Annotated in this window: 14 protein-coding genes and 5 pseudogenes; 11 read left to right on the forward strand and 8 right to left on the reverse strand. The window is 68.8% G+C overall.

Annotated features, from left to right (window positions below):
- Nucleotides 1-152 precede the first annotated feature (152 nt).
- Nucleotides 153-818 (reverse strand): TetR/AcrR family transcriptional regulator, encoded by a 666-nt coding sequence (locus tag AB0L21_RS38840; RefSeq protein ID WP_365788682.1) that lies wholly within the window; start codon nucleotides 816-818, stop codon nucleotides 153-155.
- A 178-nt stretch (nucleotides 819-996) separates the two neighbouring features.
- Here AB0L21_RS38840 and AB0L21_RS38845 point away from each other — a divergent pair, with 178 nt between their 5' ends.
- The 3 genes from AB0L21_RS38845 (at nucleotide 997) to AB0L21_RS38855 (ending at nucleotide 4,247) form a co-directional block, all read left to right on the forward strand.
- Nucleotides 997-2,028 (forward strand): medium chain dehydrogenase/reductase family protein, encoded by a 1,032-nt coding sequence (locus AB0L21_RS38845; protein ID WP_365711238.1) that lies wholly within the window; start codon nucleotides 997-999, stop codon nucleotides 2,026-2,028.
- 95 nt (nucleotides 2,029-2,123) lie between these two features.
- Nucleotides 2,124-3,602 (forward strand): alpha/beta fold hydrolase, encoded by a 1,479-nt coding sequence (locus tag AB0L21_RS38850; RefSeq protein ID WP_365788683.1) that lies wholly within the window; start codon nucleotides 2,124-2,126, stop codon nucleotides 3,600-3,602.
- A gap of 78 nt (nucleotides 3,603-3,680) precedes the next feature.
- Nucleotides 3,681-4,247 carry an ester cyclase gene (locus AB0L21_RS38855; RefSeq protein ID WP_365788684.1) on the forward strand — a complete coding sequence of 189 codons (567 nt, stop codon included), beginning with the start codon at nucleotides 3,681-3,683 and terminating at the stop codon, nucleotides 4,245-4,247.
- A 122-nt stretch (nucleotides 4,248-4,369) separates the two neighbouring features.
- Here AB0L21_RS38855 and AB0L21_RS38860 read toward each other — a convergent pair.
- Both AB0L21_RS38860 and AB0L21_RS38865 read right to left on the reverse strand, forming a co-directional pair.
- Nucleotides 4,370-4,610 (reverse strand): annotated as a pseudogene (locus tag AB0L21_RS38860) (transposase family protein); the annotation flags it as partial.
- 205 nt (nucleotides 4,611-4,815) lie between these two features.
- Nucleotides 4,816-5,556: an RICIN domain-containing protein gene (locus tag AB0L21_RS38865; protein WP_365788685.1), complete on the reverse strand. Its 741-nt coding sequence runs from the start codon at nucleotides 5,554-5,556 to the stop codon at nucleotides 4,816-4,818.
- 896 nt (nucleotides 5,557-6,452) lie between these two features.
- Here AB0L21_RS38865 and AB0L21_RS38870 point away from each other — a divergent pair.
- Both AB0L21_RS38870 and AB0L21_RS38875 read left to right on the forward strand, forming a co-directional pair.
- The gene (locus AB0L21_RS38870) at nucleotides 6,453-7,049 is read left to right on the forward strand and encodes a DUF4240 domain-containing protein (protein ID WP_365711230.1); all 597 of its coding nucleotides are present in this window, start codon (nucleotides 6,453-6,455) and stop codon (nucleotides 7,047-7,049) included.
- Nucleotides 7,050-7,291: 242 nt separating this feature from the next.
- Complete coding sequence (locus AB0L21_RS38875) at nucleotides 7,292-7,576, forward strand: hypothetical protein (protein WP_365788686.1); 285 nt, start codon at nucleotides 7,292-7,294, stop codon at nucleotides 7,574-7,576.
- Nucleotides 7,577-7,579: 3 nt separating this feature from the next.
- Here the strand turns inward: AB0L21_RS38875 and AB0L21_RS38880 are convergent, their stop codons facing one another.
- A complete protein-coding gene (locus AB0L21_RS38880; protein ID WP_365788687.1) occupies nucleotides 7,580-8,062 on the reverse strand; it encodes a transposase in 483 nt (160 codons plus the stop codon).
- Between the two features lie 418 nt (nucleotides 8,063-8,480).
- Here AB0L21_RS38880 and AB0L21_RS38885 point away from each other — a divergent pair, with 418 nt between their 5' ends.
- The 4 genes and pseudogenes from AB0L21_RS38885 to AB0L21_RS38900 all read left to right on the forward strand — a co-directional run bounded on the left by AB0L21_RS38885 (nucleotide 8,481) and on the right by AB0L21_RS38900 (nucleotide 10,968).
- Nucleotides 8,481-8,705 (forward strand): hypothetical protein, encoded by a 225-nt coding sequence (locus AB0L21_RS38885; protein WP_365711226.1) that lies wholly within the window; start codon nucleotides 8,481-8,483, stop codon nucleotides 8,703-8,705.
- Between the two features lie 339 nt (nucleotides 8,706-9,044).
- A pseudogene (locus AB0L21_RS38890) lies at nucleotides 9,045-9,657 on the forward strand (transposase family protein); the annotation flags it as partial.
- 45 nt (nucleotides 9,658-9,702) lie between these two features.
- Nucleotides 9,703-10,209: a ricin-type beta-trefoil lectin domain protein gene (locus tag AB0L21_RS38895; protein WP_365711224.1), complete on the forward strand. Its 507-nt coding sequence runs from the start codon at nucleotides 9,703-9,705 to the stop codon at nucleotides 10,207-10,209.
- Between the two features lie 243 nt (nucleotides 10,210-10,452).
- Nucleotides 10,453-10,968 (forward strand): ricin-type beta-trefoil lectin domain protein, encoded by a 516-nt coding sequence (locus tag AB0L21_RS38900; protein WP_365788688.1) that lies wholly within the window; start codon nucleotides 10,453-10,455, stop codon nucleotides 10,966-10,968.
- Between the two features lie 123 nt (nucleotides 10,969-11,091).
- Here the strand turns inward: AB0L21_RS38900 and AB0L21_RS38905 are convergent, their stop codons facing one another.
- Complete coding sequence (locus AB0L21_RS38905; protein WP_365788689.1) at nucleotides 11,092-11,490, reverse strand: hypothetical protein; 399 nt, start codon at nucleotides 11,488-11,490, stop codon at nucleotides 11,092-11,094.
- Between the two features lie 232 nt (nucleotides 11,491-11,722).
- On the opposite strand from AB0L21_RS38905, the pseudogene AB0L21_RS38910 reads away from it, so the two are divergent.
- Nucleotides 11,723-11,935, forward strand: a pseudogene (locus tag AB0L21_RS38910) (transposase family protein); the annotation flags it as partial.
- On the opposite strand, the pseudogene AB0L21_RS38915 reads toward AB0L21_RS38910, so the two are convergent.
- A pseudogene (locus AB0L21_RS38915) lies at nucleotides 11,936-12,124 on the reverse strand (transposase); the annotation flags it as partial.
- A gap of 35 nt (nucleotides 12,125-12,159) precedes the next feature.
- On the opposite strand from AB0L21_RS38915, the gene AB0L21_RS38920 reads away from it, so the two are divergent.
- Entirely contained in the window at nucleotides 12,160-13,380 is a 1,221-nt protein-coding gene (locus AB0L21_RS38920; protein WP_365788690.1) for a cytochrome P450, read from the forward strand.
- Between the two features lie 75 nt (nucleotides 13,381-13,455).
- Here AB0L21_RS38920 and AB0L21_RS38925 read toward each other — a convergent pair.
- A pseudogene (locus AB0L21_RS38925) lies at nucleotides 13,456-13,545 on the reverse strand (IS5/IS1182 family transposase); the annotation flags it as partial.
- Entirely contained in the window at nucleotides 13,546-13,722 is a 177-nt protein-coding gene (locus AB0L21_RS38930; protein WP_365788691.1) for a hypothetical protein, read from the reverse strand.
- Nucleotides 13,723-14,185: the final 463 nt, after the last annotated feature.

Raw genomic sequence — 14,185 nt, forward strand, 5'->3', positions numbered from 1 at the left:
CGAGGGCCGGGGCCCGGCACGCCGAGAGCACGCACCTGACGCCGCGCGGCCCGCCCTCCGGGCGGACGACGGGAGTTTGACGACAGGACCTAGGATCCGGATCCGCTGCGTCCTGCCGCCTTACCCCCTGTCGTAACCGCCATGACCGCCGCTTACTGGGTCAGATGGCGCAGTTCGCTGTCGTACAGTTCGACCGGGTCGAGACCCATGCCGGTGAAGTGGCCTGCCAGTTCCAGGGAGAGGATGCCGTGCAGGCGGGTCCAGAAGCGCAGCGCGCGGCGCAGGGTGGCCGGCGCCGCCGGGTGGTCGGCCGCCCACTGCCGGTGCTGGGCGAGGTGGGCTTCCAGGCGGGCGTCGGGGTGGCCGTCGGGAGGGGTGTTCGCGGCTGCGTCGGCCGGATGGGCGGCGTCCAGGAGAGCGTCCATGATCTCTGAGGCGATCATGGTGATGTCGTCGGGTGCGTGATAGCCGGGGACCGGTGTGCCGTAGACGAGGAAGTAGCGCTGGGGGTCGTCCAGGGCCCAGGTGCGCAGCGCGTGTCCCAGTCCGGCCAGGTCCGCACCCGAGGCGGCGGCGGTGCGCATGGTGTCGGCGAGGCTGCGGTAGGCGTCGCGGATCAGCTCGGTGATCAGCTCGTCCCGGCTGGCGAAGTACCGGTAGAGCGCGGGGCCGCTCATGCCCATCTGCTTGGCGATGGCGTTCAGTGACAGTCCCGGTGCGCCGGCGGCGGCGATCTGCTCCCAGGCGCGCTGCTTGATCTCGGCCCGTAGTTGGGCCCGGTAGCGCTCGCGTGGTGTCTCCTTGCCCGCGACGGTCATGTGGATGTCCCTTCCCTGGGTTGATCACCGGCTGCTGAAGCCGGGCGAGTCGCTCGGTGCAGGCTCGCAGTTAGAGCCTATTACGAACGCTCTTGACTGTCACCCGAATGCTGGTTATAACTTCTAACGGAAGCGCCAGCCGCTAACTGCGGCTGGTGAGAAGTCGATGGAGGTCGTCATGAACGCTGGAGCGATGGTCGAGGTCGTACTGCCGGGCAAGGTCGAGCCCGAGGGCCTCCAGATGCGGCAAGGGCCCGTCCCGACCCCCGCTCCGGGCCAGGTCGTCGTGCGGATGGAGGCGACCGGTGTCTCCTTCGCCGAGCAGCAGATGCGCCGTGGCCGCTACTACGACCAGCCGCCCTTCCCGTTCGTCCCCGGATACGACCTGGTCGGCACCGTTTCGGCGGCCGGTGACGGTGTCGCCGCGGGCCTGGTCGGCACCCGGGTGGCCGCACTGCTGAAGGTCGGCGGCTGGGCCAGCCACGTGGTCGTCGACGCCGCCGATGTGGTGCCGGTGCCGGACGGGATCGGTGCGGCGCAGGCGGAGACCGTGGTGATCAACGGCATCACGGCCTGGCAGATGCTGCACCGCAAGGCCCGCGTCCGCGCCGGGCAGACCGTCCTGGTGCACGGCGCCAACGGGGGAGTCGGCTCGGTCCTGGTCCAACTCGCCCAAGCCGCCGGCGCGAACGTGATCGGCACCGCCTCCGCACGCCACCACGCCGCCCTACGCGCACAGGGGGTGGCTCCGGTCGACTACCGCACCGAGGACGTCCCCGCTCGCGTCCGCGAACTCGCCCCGGGCGGAGTGGACGCCGTCTTCGACCACGTCGGCGGCCGCAGCGTCATCGACTCCTGGCACCTGCTCGCCCCCGGCGGCACACTCGTCTCCTACGGCAGCGCCTCCACCCGCGACGACGAGGGCTCCAAGCAGTGGCCCGTGCTCAAGCTGCTCGGCCGGGTGTGGCTGTGGAACACTCTTCCCAACGGCCGCCGCGCCTACTTCTTCAACGTCTGGGCCGGCCGCGCCCTGTCGAAGAACCGATTCCGGGCCCGGCTGCGCGCCGACCTCACCGAGGTCTTCGAGGCCCTGCGGCGCGGCGAGATCACCGCCCAGATCGCCGCCGAACTGCCCCTCACCCAGGCTGCCGAGGCGATGCGCCTGGCCGAGTCCGGCACCGTCGCCGGAAAGGTCGTCCTGCACGCCTGACGACCCACGCAGAAACCGGCGCACCCACGCGCCCCCGTCCCCGCACACTCCCCTCATCACCCGCGCCACCGGTGCGCCTTCAGGAGAACAGCCCTATGCCCAGACTGCGCACCTACATCCGGCGCATCCTCACCACCACTCTCGTTGCCACGGCCACCCTCGCCACCCCGGCGGTCGCCGCCCCAGCCCAGGGCCAGGCGGCCTCCCCGGCGAGCCGGATCAACTGGAGCGCCTGCTCCGACACGGAGTTCGAGGGAATGCAGTGCGGCACGCTGCGGGTCCCCGTCGACTACGCCCACCCACGCGCTGGCAGCCTCACCCTCGCCATGGTCCGCCGCCCCGCCGACGACCAGGCGCACCGCCAGGGCACGCTCCTGCTCAACGACGGAGCCGGCGGATCATCGATCGAACAACTCCGCCTCGCCATGCGCATCGGCTTCCCCTCGTTCGCCGGCGCCATGAGCCGCAACTTCGACCTGGTCGCCGTCGACCCGCGCGGAGTCGGACACAGCACGCCGATCCGCTGCACCACCCCCCTCAAGCCCGCCGGCGTCACTCACTTTCCGCAAAACAAGACGGAGTTCGACACTCTTGTCGCTCACAACCGTGCCTTCGCCGCCGACTGTCTGCGCGAGAACGGCCCGTTGGTCGCCCACACGGACCTGACCAGCACCGCACGGGACTTCGAAGCCGTGCGCACCGGCCTCGGTGAGAAGCAGCTGAACTGGTACGGCATCCACTACAGCACCTTGCTCGGACGCACGTACGCCGACCTCTACCCCGGCCGACTGCGCACCATGGTCCTCGACACGGCGCTGGACGACACCACCACGCCCACCGAACGCATCCGCCGCGAAGCAGCCACAGCCGAAGAGGCGTTCAACCGCTTCACCGCCTGGTGCGCGGCATCCACGGACTGCGCCCTGCACGGCAAGGACGCCGCAGCCGAGTACGACGCCCTCGTCGCCCGCGCCGACCGCACCCCGATCCCCACCGCCGACGGCAGCCGGACACTGACCGGAGAAGACATCCGCACAGCCACCCAGGACTACCTGACCCTCTCCGGCGTCACCTGGCCCGCCCTCGCCCAGGCCGTCGTCAAGGCACAGGCAGGCGACGCGACCGACTTCACCTACGAACCCGACGACACCCTCGACCCCGTCCAGGTTCAAGTCCCCGCCTGCCTGGACACCGCACGCCCGGTGACGACGTTCGACCAGCTCACCCGGTTGCGCAACGACCTGGCACGGATCTCCCCGCACCTGGGCGGCGCCGTACGCTCCTGGACCGCCCTCACCGGCTGCCTCGGCTGGCCGATCCCCGCTCACCCCGTCACGGCCGGGGCCCCCGTCCACGGCGCGCCCCCCGCGTTGATCGTGCAGTCGACCCATCAGGCGCTCGCTCCGCACAGCGCGGGCCTCGCCATGGCGGCCCAGCTGCCCGGCAGCGTCGTCCTCAGCCGCGAAGGCGACGACTACAGCATGTTCCTGCTCTCCCAGTGCGTGCGCGACGCCACCAACCGCTACCTGACCACGCGCTCTCTGCCCGCCCCTGGCACCACCTGCACCGACTGACACCCCGGCCCGGCCCGCACTGAATCACACCGCCCTTCGTCCCACTGATTTGCTCCCACTGACTTGCGAGGAACCATCATGACCACCACCGCACGCAACCGGATGCGTCTGCTCGTCCCCGCGGCCCTGGCCGCCCTGGCCGTCAGCGCCACGACCGTCGCAGCGTCCACCCCGTCCGCCGCACCCACCGCTCACTCGGTCACGGCACAGGAGCACCAGAGCACCGCGAAGAACCCGAAGGCGATGCTCGATGCGTGGCTGCGCCTGTGGAACGGCGACTACACCCAGGCCCCGGGCATCATCTCGCCGGACTTCACCGTCCACGCCGCCCTCCTCGACGGAGGCGACGGCAGCAGCATCCGCGGCGCGGACGGCCTGGTCGCCTGGATCTCCCAGACCCGCGCCGCCTTCCCCGACCTGCGCTTCTCCCTGCAGATCGACCCCCTGGTCGCCAAAGACCACGCCTCCGTACGCTGGACCGCCACCGGCACCTACGCCGGCGGCTTCCCCGGAGCCAGGGCCCAGCCCGGCACAACCGTCACCTTCACCGGCACCGACACCCTGCGCATCAAGAACGGCAAGTTCGTCGAGTACTGGCTCAACTCCGACACCCTCCAACTCCTCACCCAGCTCCACGCCCTGTAAACACCCACCCCCTGCCGCTCCGCCGCCCCCACCGACCACACGAACGGTGAGGGCGGCGGACAGCTGCGTCGCAGAGTCGGCAGCAACGGCTGAAGTCGGGCCGAACGGCCGGTCGCGTTCGCCGGGGTTCGCAGGCAGGCGTGGTCGCGGTCGAACTGCTGGTACTCATCCGGTTGTTCAGGGTGGTGGCAGTACGGCGTACGGGCGCCGGCGCGCTGGTAGTCAGGGTTCGCGAGCACGAGGATCTGCATGGTGAGGCAGGCTCGCACGATGCCGTGGACGCGGGGCCGCGGTCAGGTCGTGCGTGCGGCCCCGCGTCGCGCGGGACAACCACAGCGAGGTGCCGTCCGAGCGAGCGACGAGAGTGCCCCGAAACGGCGCGCGCGGGCCAAACGCCGTCGGCCGTTGCCACCTCCGGCGCCGGGGCGTCCGCGCGGTCATCCCGCAACTTCTCCGACCGGACCGGCCACCGCCTACGGCGCGGCCACCGAGCCGGACGCCCGCCCTTGACACCTAAGTCACCGCAAACACCGTTGCAGTACAAAGGCACGCGAGCGGTCGGCAAGGGTCAGCAGCCACCCGGCTCAGAGGGCGACACGGACCACGTGTACTTGTCTGGTGTATCTGCCGTTTCGGCGCTGACCAGACTGACTGTGCCGGTGTTCCAACCCGTGACGTACTTGCCGTACTGCCTGCTCGTGAGGGTTACGGAACAACCGCCCGCCGAAGGCATACGCCACAGCTGGCCTGTGTCGTCGTCGGTGCAGGGGGAGACGTACATCGCTTCACCGTTGCTGTCCAGGCAGGTGCCCGTCCGCACCGAACGGACGAGGAACACGCCGTGGTCCACCTTCAAGCGTTGCCAAGCGTTCGTCGTGTCGCACGGACCCTGCACGACGGCCCTCTCGTCGTCCGCCGTCAGGCACTTACCCGAGTGGGCGTTGCTCATGCGGCGCGCAGTCTCCTCCCACCGGGGAGCCGCCTCGCTCGGCTCGGTCTTTTCCCCGGCCTGGCTCTTCTTCCTTGCTCCGGCGTCCTTCTTCCCGTCCACGCCTGCCGTCCCGGCCGGCTTACGACGGGGGTGGCCGGTCGCCCTGGGCGACGTCGCAGCCGACTCGTCGACGACGACCTCCGAAGGACCTTCTGTTTCCTCGTCACCGCGGCCCACGCTGTCGGCCGTTGCCCTCTCTCCGTGAAGCCTGGTGCTCTGAGCCGCGGGGGGTCCACCGACGGTCTCCCGAGAATTTCCCGTGTTCATCATGGTCAGGGAGAGGGCGGCCAGCCCGGCGGCGGCCAAACCGCCGGCCACGAGAAGGTGCTTACGACGCGGCTTCTTGGGGCCGGCACCCGTAGAGACGGGGCCGAGCGAGACCAGTTGGTCACCCGGTGGGGGCGCGGCATCAGGCCTGCGGACTCTGCCGCGTGATGCCCTGGACCCCTGGTCGAGGGCCCAGGGCGCCCTCGTCCAGGGGATGTCCGCCGCCAGGGCCAGCGCGGTGGCGGCGGTGTCCGGCTGCTCGGCAGGGCGCGGGGCGTCGCCGTCCCCCGGAGTGGAGCGAGGCGGGGCGCTGTGGTCGCCCGCGGATGTCGCCTCGGGCCCGGCATCCGCTCGCCGGGCCGCCTCGGCGTGCCGCGTCCCTGGCGCCGCACCCGTCAGAGCGGCCTCGGCGATCGAAGGGCTTTGGGCGCCGCGGCGGCGGGGGAGTCCCGAACGGGTAGGGCTGTCATCGCTCTGAGACGGGGTGAGGTTGTCAGCCTCTCGTTCAGCGACCATGGGCTCTCCAGGTTCAACGACACGCGAGAACTGAGCGGGCGCGCAGCCGACGAGGGGGACAACGGGGCCGCGCACCCGCTCCACCCGGTCCTACGTCCGGACGGCGGATCCGGTTCGGTGCCGGCGGCATGACGCTGGGCACCGGGCCATCGCGTGCCAGGTCACCTCAGAGCGTCGAGAGCAACCCCAAAAGGTCCATGAGGCCGCTGCTGTGGAAGCTCGCTCCTTCGCCTCGCCTCAAGCTTGCGGGCCGTGCGTAGGCGGCATTCGTGGGGACTGGTGAAGAGGCGGTGTTCCAACCCTGCACTATTCAGTCGGGACAGCAGGTGCGGCCACTCGAGTCATGCGCGGTGAGGCACTCTTCAGCTTGAGATGCAGCCTCGGGTCCCAGACGGAGGCGACTGTCGTAGGGCCCTGGCAGACTGCCCGCCATGGACACCGAGGCGTTCTGGCGCGTGCTCGACGCCGCGAAAGACAACGACAAACCGCTCGCCAACGCCGTCGCCGATCATCTGGCGGCCATGTCGGCGGAAGAGGTCCGCGCGTTCGAGCACTGCTTCTCCCGCCTGCGTGACGCTGTCCACCGCTGGGATGTGTGGGCTGCCGCCTACCTCATCGGCGGAGGGTGCTCCGATGACCGGTTCAGCGACTTCACCGCAGGTCTGGTGGCCCTCGGACGTGAGTGGTACGAACGGGCGGCCACTTGCCCAGACTCCCTCGCCGAGCATCCCGCCGTGCGTAGAGCGGCAGCCACAGGGGATCAGGACGTCATCTTCGACGAAGACTTCAACTTCGTATCGGCCAGGGCGTATGAGCGACTGACCGGTGACACAGATGCCTTCTGGGAGGCATGGGAGGCATACGCCAACGCTCGTGCCACGACCGAAGGCGAGGAAAGCGACGACATGGGTGAGTCGTTTGACTTCGACGACGCCGACCAGATGCGCCGACGTCTGCCGCGGCTGGCCGCACTTCATCTCGGCCTGAACCAGTCTGACGGACACAGGGAGTGTCTGGAGCTTCCGTGAGAAAGACGCGCACCGGCGCGGAGTCTCAAGACTCCTCCCGGGATGCCCAAGCGGTCCTGAAGGCCGAGACACCGGCTGTCCCGGCCCACTGAGCGGTCACCGCGCCTTGTGACCACACCAGGAGGCTGCCGTCACACCGAACCGGCCCGGGTCGCGGGCCGTAGCAACAGGACGGGCCGTATTTCGCTTCAGGCCGTCCCATACATTCAGCACCAGCCCGTCTCGGGCGGAAAGCAGTCTTCATGCACACCACCCTCACCGCCCTCATGGCCGTCGTCATCGTCATCGCCTTTGGCGCCAGCGTCACCGCCAGAGGCCGGTGGTCCGGTCCCTGGTGGCTGGTGGTGATCGGCGCGGTGGTGACCTACCCCTTCTCGCACACCTTGCTGGACCGTGTCTCCGACGCTCCGGACGGCTGGCTCCGCACGGCTTTCCAGATAGCCTGCGGCATGCTGCTGGCCGTACTCGTCGCCCCCCTTTACCACCGATTCCGCAAACCGAACCGCGCCGACCACGTTTCCCGCTGAGGCTCAGCCGAGGAGGTCGCGGGCAGGACGCGCGACCCCGGGTCTGAGGAATGCTTCGTGGATGTCTGCGCCTTGTTCCCAGCGCACACGTAACCGGCGGAAGCCGTGCGGCCAGGCAAGGGTCCGCTCGACCACCCACCGGTAGGCGCCCAGGCCGGAGCCGTGCCCGATGCCGCGCCTTGTGATGGCGGGCACGATGCTGCGGGCGCGGACCTGCTTTCGGGAACGGTCGTGGTCGCAGCCGCGGTCAGCGAAGAGCGTGACCGCTCTACGGCGCGGCCGGCCCGGCCGCGGACGGGCGGCACAGCATCCAGCAGAAGCAGTAGCTGGGTGACGTCGCCCACGGTTGCCGCCAGTCATGACGACCGCCAGCGGGGTACCGCGTCGAGGGTGACGCGTGGTGATCTCTCGGATGCCAAGCGGGAGTCGGTCGAGCCGTTCTTGCCAGTGGACGAACGCGGTCCGCTCCCTGACCTGCGGCGGCATTCAATGGTGCGATGTGTCGGTTCAGGGCCGGAAGCCCATGGCGTGACGGGCCGGAGGGGTACGGCTCGACCGCCTACGGCGCGTTCCAGCGTGGGGCGGCGGCCGGAACGTCCGGACGCTGATGGATGGGATGATCGCCGAGGCGGCAGTCCACCGACGGGCTGACACTCGATCTGCTCAGGGTGGATTCCACGGTCTTGCGCGCCCACCACCAAGAAGAGGGGCTCCTCTGGAGGGCAGAGCGTCCCGATAGTTCCGCCCGGCGAAGGGGTCGATCAGGCGGTGCGCGAGGGCGCGAAGCGCTGGTGATCTACGGCACCACCCGCTCCTACCCGCTCTACCGCGACATCGAGGACCCGGCGAGGCGCCCACCGAGCCGGTCGCCGACCTGGGTCTGCGGCCGGGCGACGTCCTGTACGTGCCGCGCGGCGTGTGGCACGTGGTCTCCGCCGACCAGGGCACCCGCTCCCTGCACGTCACCTGCGGCCTGCAGGCCCACACCGCGACCGACCTGATGACGTGGGTGTCCGAGCAGCTGCTCACGCACGAGGACTGGAGGCGCGACCCGCCGCTGCTCGCCGCACCGGATGTCCAGGCCGACGCCGTGGACGGGAGGCGCGACGCCGATCGTGCAGGCCCGTGAGGGTCAGGAGCCGCTCGCCGCTGCCGCGGGTCTGCGGGTGATGGCATCGGCCCCGTTGCACAGCGGGGAACTGCCCGCCATGGTCGACAAGGAGCTCACTGACCTCATCCGACCGGCAGTGCGTGGAGGTCGTCGGTTCAGGTGTGCGACTGGGGCTACGCCGCGCATCCAGGCGCAGCCCCGCTGGAACAGGCCTCATAGAGCGTTTTCAGCGTGGCCACTGATCGAGTGACGGCGGTGACGCCGTCCGCGGTACGCAACGGACAGGGCTCCCGCGTCGTTGAGGGAGGTGTTCGACGTCTCAACTCAGCAGCGCAGAAGCCCTGTTGCTTCCATACACTCGTGTACCCGCGTCACCAAGACACCATCGCCCGCATCGCTGCTGGCTTCGGGATATCCGTCGGCACCGCCCACGCCTACGTCACCGCGGTCACGAGCCTGCTCGCCAACCGAGCTCCCGGCCTGCTGAGGACACTGCGCGGACACGATCCGGACTTCGTTCTCCTGGACGGCACTCTCGGCGAGTGCGACCGCGTCGGCGACAGCCGGGCGGACTGCTCTCTCAAGCACCGCCAGCACGGAGTGAACGTCCAGATCGTCACCGACCCGGCCGGCGACGTGCTGTGGATCTCGCCCGCACCGCCGGGCCGCACCCACGACCTGACCGCGGCCCGCACCCACCGCATCATCCGGATATGCGGACGCCCGGGCTCCCCGTCCTCGCTGACCGCGCCTACACCGGCGCCGGACCCTGGGGCACGACCGGCCTGAAACGGCCACCCGGCGGAGAGCTAACCGCCACCCAGCGGACCATCAACCGCGCACTCGCCCAGGCCCGCGCTCCCGTCGAGCGAGGCATGGTCGGCTGAAATCCTGGCAGATCTTCCGCAGATCCCGTGAACCTTGCTGCTCTGCGCGGAGCATCGATCCTGAGCCGCTTCTTCCAGAGTGAACCGGCTAGCCGGTTCCTCCGTTGTGTCAGTCGTAAGAACGTGCGATGACTGGCACGGAGAGAAACGGAGCGTTGATGCGTAAGACGCGTATCGCGGCAGGACTCGGTGCAGCCGCGGCCGTGATGGTAATGGCCACCCCGGCGCACGCCAGCACATGGGACCCCGATATTCATTCGATCAAGAACACGGCGACAGGAAAATGCCTGAGCGGCAGTGGGCGTACTGTCACTCAGGTTGACTGCGGGCTTCCGGTCAGTGGCGGCGTCCGCTCCACTGACTGGACGTTCTCCGGTGACCCCGCAGGGTACCCCCGCCTGTATCGAAACATCGCTACAGGTCTCTGCCTCGACACGAACGGTACCAGTGTCTACCTTTCCGGCTGTAATGCCGATGATCCGGGACAGTGGTGGTGGTGGCTCGGCAACGACTACTACATCGCAATGAGAAACAACATGGATGCTGTACTGACAGGCTGGAATACGGGTGGCGTCTCTATTACCTACTGGTCCCAGGAGGATGCGTCGAGAAAGAATAATTGGAGGATTAATTAGTCGGCTGCCTGCGGTTCTCGCCCAGCGCCTCCCTGGATGGTGAAGGCAGAGAACCGCACTGTGGCGTGCCAACTCGATCCCGTGCACGGAGCGAAGCTGATCTATGAAGTGCCCACGTTTAGCCGGATGCCAGCACCGAAGCCGACTGCCAACTGGGATCACGGCAGCTTGCGGTGAGCGCCGTGGCATTCCAGCCAGGGCCAACAGACGAACGGTCTCCGACATACAACGAAGAAGGTCCGCATGAAGAAGAAGAGATTCGTCGCAGCGGGACTCGGCGTGATTGCCACCCTGTCGATTTCGACGAGCCCCGCTCAGGCAGTCACCTGGGGATCTGACATCATTGGGATCAAGAATGCTTACACCGGGAAATGCCTCAGTGGGAGCGGCCGGACTGTCAGCCAGACAACGTGCGGCCTCCCTGTCAGCGGGGGGTCACGCTCCACTGACTGGCTGATGGCAGACATCGACCCCTCTGTCAAACGCGTGATGCTCCGTAATAAGTCGACTAACCTTTGCTTGGACAATAATGGCACCGATGTATACCTTTCCGGCTGCAGCAGTGATGACGATGGCCAGCAGTGGAATTTCAACACCTGCTCCGGGATGATAGTGAGTCTTGTTTCACCCCCGTGGGACGTCAGAACGCTGACGGGCTGGAACACCGGCGGTGTTTCCGTGACTTCGTGGGGTGAGGCTGATGAATGGGCAAAGAGTGAGTGGTACCTCACTTCGGGGCGACCGGCTTGGTGCCCCTGAGCTGCTTGACCAGGTACTGAGCCTTTTCCAACCTGACGTTGAGAGGGCGTGATCGAGAAGACCGCAATGCTTTCTCGCATATGGTTGCCCGACTGCGTCGTGACGTCGACGCGGTCTCGGTGATCAGCTGCGGTCTTCGGTGCTGGTGTCGGTGATCGCTCGGAACAGCTCGCGAGCTCGCTCGCAGAACTGCTCGATCTCCGTGATGTCCGGCTCGTCACCGTCCGCCAGCATCCTGGCCTGGAGCTGCTCGGAGCGCAGCCCGCCGTAGCGGGCCCGCACCTCCACGGTCACCGGCTGAACCGCGAGGTGCAGGTGCTTGCGCGCGTTGCGGCCGTGCGACCACATGCAGACGTAGGTCTGCTCGGGCTGGCACAACGTCTCCACAACACGAGCGGTATCGCGCAGCAAGGGGCCGAGTTCTGCCGCTGCCGTGTCATCGAGCTCCGCAATGGCCACGACATGCTCCCGCGGACCGACGATCAAGGTGCCGAGATTCATCGGACCGACGACGTGGTTCACCACCCAAGCAGCGGTCTCATGCAGGACGCCCCCGGGCAACTCCCGGCGCCCAGTCAGCAGGTCACACCCAAGACACCCCGTCACATCCACACGCATCAGCCTATACAGAGCCCGCAGCGACGATGTCGACGGCCAACTTGGTTGTTGAATCAGCCGGTTGGTCTGCGCACGCGACGAAGCTCCTGGTAGACGGGTTCACGGCCGAGATCACCCGTGCCGCCAGGGGCTTCATGTGCTTGTCTATCCGTCTGCCCTCGACCTGTCCACCCGGCACCTGCAGTTCCTGGGCGACCGGTGGCCGAACATCGGGCGGCGTGCGGGATCCGGTGGCGCCAGCTGTCCGCCGGCCGCCAGGCGCTGCTGGTTCTTGGCGCACCTACGGCTGGGGCACACCTACGCGCAGCTCGCGGCCGGGTTCGAGGTGGGCGTGAGTACGGTGTACCGGGGCGGCTTGCTGGTGGGCGCGGACGGCGGTGGAGTCGACCGCCACGACCCAGCCGAGGTCGCCTTCGGCGTCGGCCTGGGCGAGCAGTACGGTGAAGACCTTCTCCCAGGTGCCGTCGGCGGCCCACTTCCGCAGGCGGTTGTGGGCTCCTTTCCCTGACCCGAAGTGCTCGGGCAGGTCCGTCCACGGCGTCCAGGCGGCACCGGATCTGCTTAGCTGTCGCAATGAGCAAGTCAACTTCCCCCTCCACCGCCGCCGTTGACTACACCCGGCTCCTGAGGGACCCCTACGCCGTCTACGGCAGGCTCCGCGAGGAGGGACCGGTCCACCGGATCACCGGTACCGACGGTCTTCCCGCATGGCTGGTCACACGCTACGACGACGTTCGCCAGGCGCTCGCCGACCCCCGGCTGTCCCTGGACAAGCGCAACGCGACGCCCGGCGGCTACCGGGGCATGGCCCTTCCACCCGCGCTGGACGCCAACCTCCTCAACATGGATCCGCCCGACCACACACGTATCCGACGCATGGTCTCCAAGGCCTTCACCCCCCGGCATGTCGAAGGGCTCCGGGTGCCGATCCGGCGCGCTGCGGACCGGCTGCTCGACTCCCTGTCGGGGCAGGACGAGGCCGACCTGATCCCCTCCTACGCCGCCCCACTGCCGATCATCGTCATCTGCGACCTCCTTGGCGTGCCCCAAGACCAGCGCCCCGACTTCCGCGCCTGGACCGACGCCCTGGTCGCCCCCGATCCGACGCGGCCGGACAGGGCGCGGGAGGCCGTGGCCAGTCTGCTGTCCTTCTTCACCCGGCTGATCGCCGACAAGCGCGCTCATCCGGCCGACGACCTGCTGTCCGCCCTGATCGCCGTACGCGACCAGGAGGACCGGCTCAGCGAGGACGAACTGATGTCGCTGGCCTTCCTCATCCTCGTCGCGGGGTACGAGAACACGGTCCACCTGATCGGCAACGCGGTCGCGGCGCTCCTGTCCCACCCGGACCAACTGGCAGCGCTGCGCGCCGACCCCGCCGCGCTGGACCGGGCCGTGGAAGAACTGGCGCGGTACGACGGCCCGGTACCGCTGGCTATCCGCCGTTTCCCCACCGAGGACATTGTGATCGGCGGCGTCACCGTCCCGGCCGGCGAGACGGTCCTGCTGTCGCTCGCCGCCGCGCACCGCGACCCGCGCCGCTTCACCGATCCCGACCGGTTGGACATCGGCCGGGACGCCGCCGGACATCTGGCGCTGGGGCACGGCATCCACTACTGCCTGGGCGCTCCGCTGGCCCGTATGGAAACGGGCATCGCGCTCACCGCGCTCTTCGACCGCTTCCCCGGCCTCGCGCTCGCCGTTCCCCCGCAGGAGCTGCGCCGGCGCCCCTCCATGCGCTCGCGCGGCCTGATCGCGCTGCCGGTACGCACGGCGAGCACGATCGCGCGGTAGCGCCGCCGCCTCCAGGTCCGGCCGCACGCCCCGCGCCGCGGCTGCGGGCTGCCGCAGAGCGGGGGCGGAGCCGGTGGTGCTCACACCGCCGCGGGACCGGCCGATGGCGTGGTCTGCCGCAGGGCCTTTTTTGGGGGCACCGGCCGCGTGCTGGTGGGCACGCACTCATGTGGGTGACTCCCGGATCCGCGCGGTCTCCAGGAGGGCCCGCTGCACCGATTCGTCGGGGACGCTGCCGCACAAAGTGAGGGTGCCGTCCCGGGCCAGCCGTGCGCAGATGGCCGCCCTGTTCTGGTAGGTGCCTGTGACGGTGATCTCCGCCGCCTGCGCCGGCGACGGCATCAGGCCGAGGGCCAGTCATGACAGGGCGGCTGTCACGGCAGATCGGCGGACGGCCTTCGTCGGTACGCCGACGAGTCCGAGGAGCTTCATTTCCCAACCCTCCATGTCTGGACCGAACGGAAGCCTGGTCGACTGCGGCCCGGCGTCCTGCCTGGCGTGACGTCCGAAGGCGTCCCGCACTGTCTTGTGGGAGCGGGCATCGCCGCCAGGGCGGGCTCTTTGAGACCCGCCCACGTGTCCGTGGCGAAGCCCCACGGATTGCGCCCGGCCCCCTAGCTGATCAATGCCCACCGACCTACGTCGGGGAATGCGGGGAGCCGCCCCGGGACATCGGTCCCGAAGCGGCTCCGTATGTTCGCGGGGAGGGGGTCAGCTGTTTTGTGTGGGGGTCTGCTTGATGTCGTTGACGATGGCTCGTTGGGTGATGGCGCTGGTGAACAGGACGGTGCCGGGCTTGATGAGG

The sequence above is a fragment of the Streptomyces sp. NPDC052721 genome, assembly GCF_040678315.1.
Taxonomy (GTDB): Bacteria; Actinomycetota; Actinomycetes; order Streptomycetales; family Streptomycetaceae; genus Streptomyces.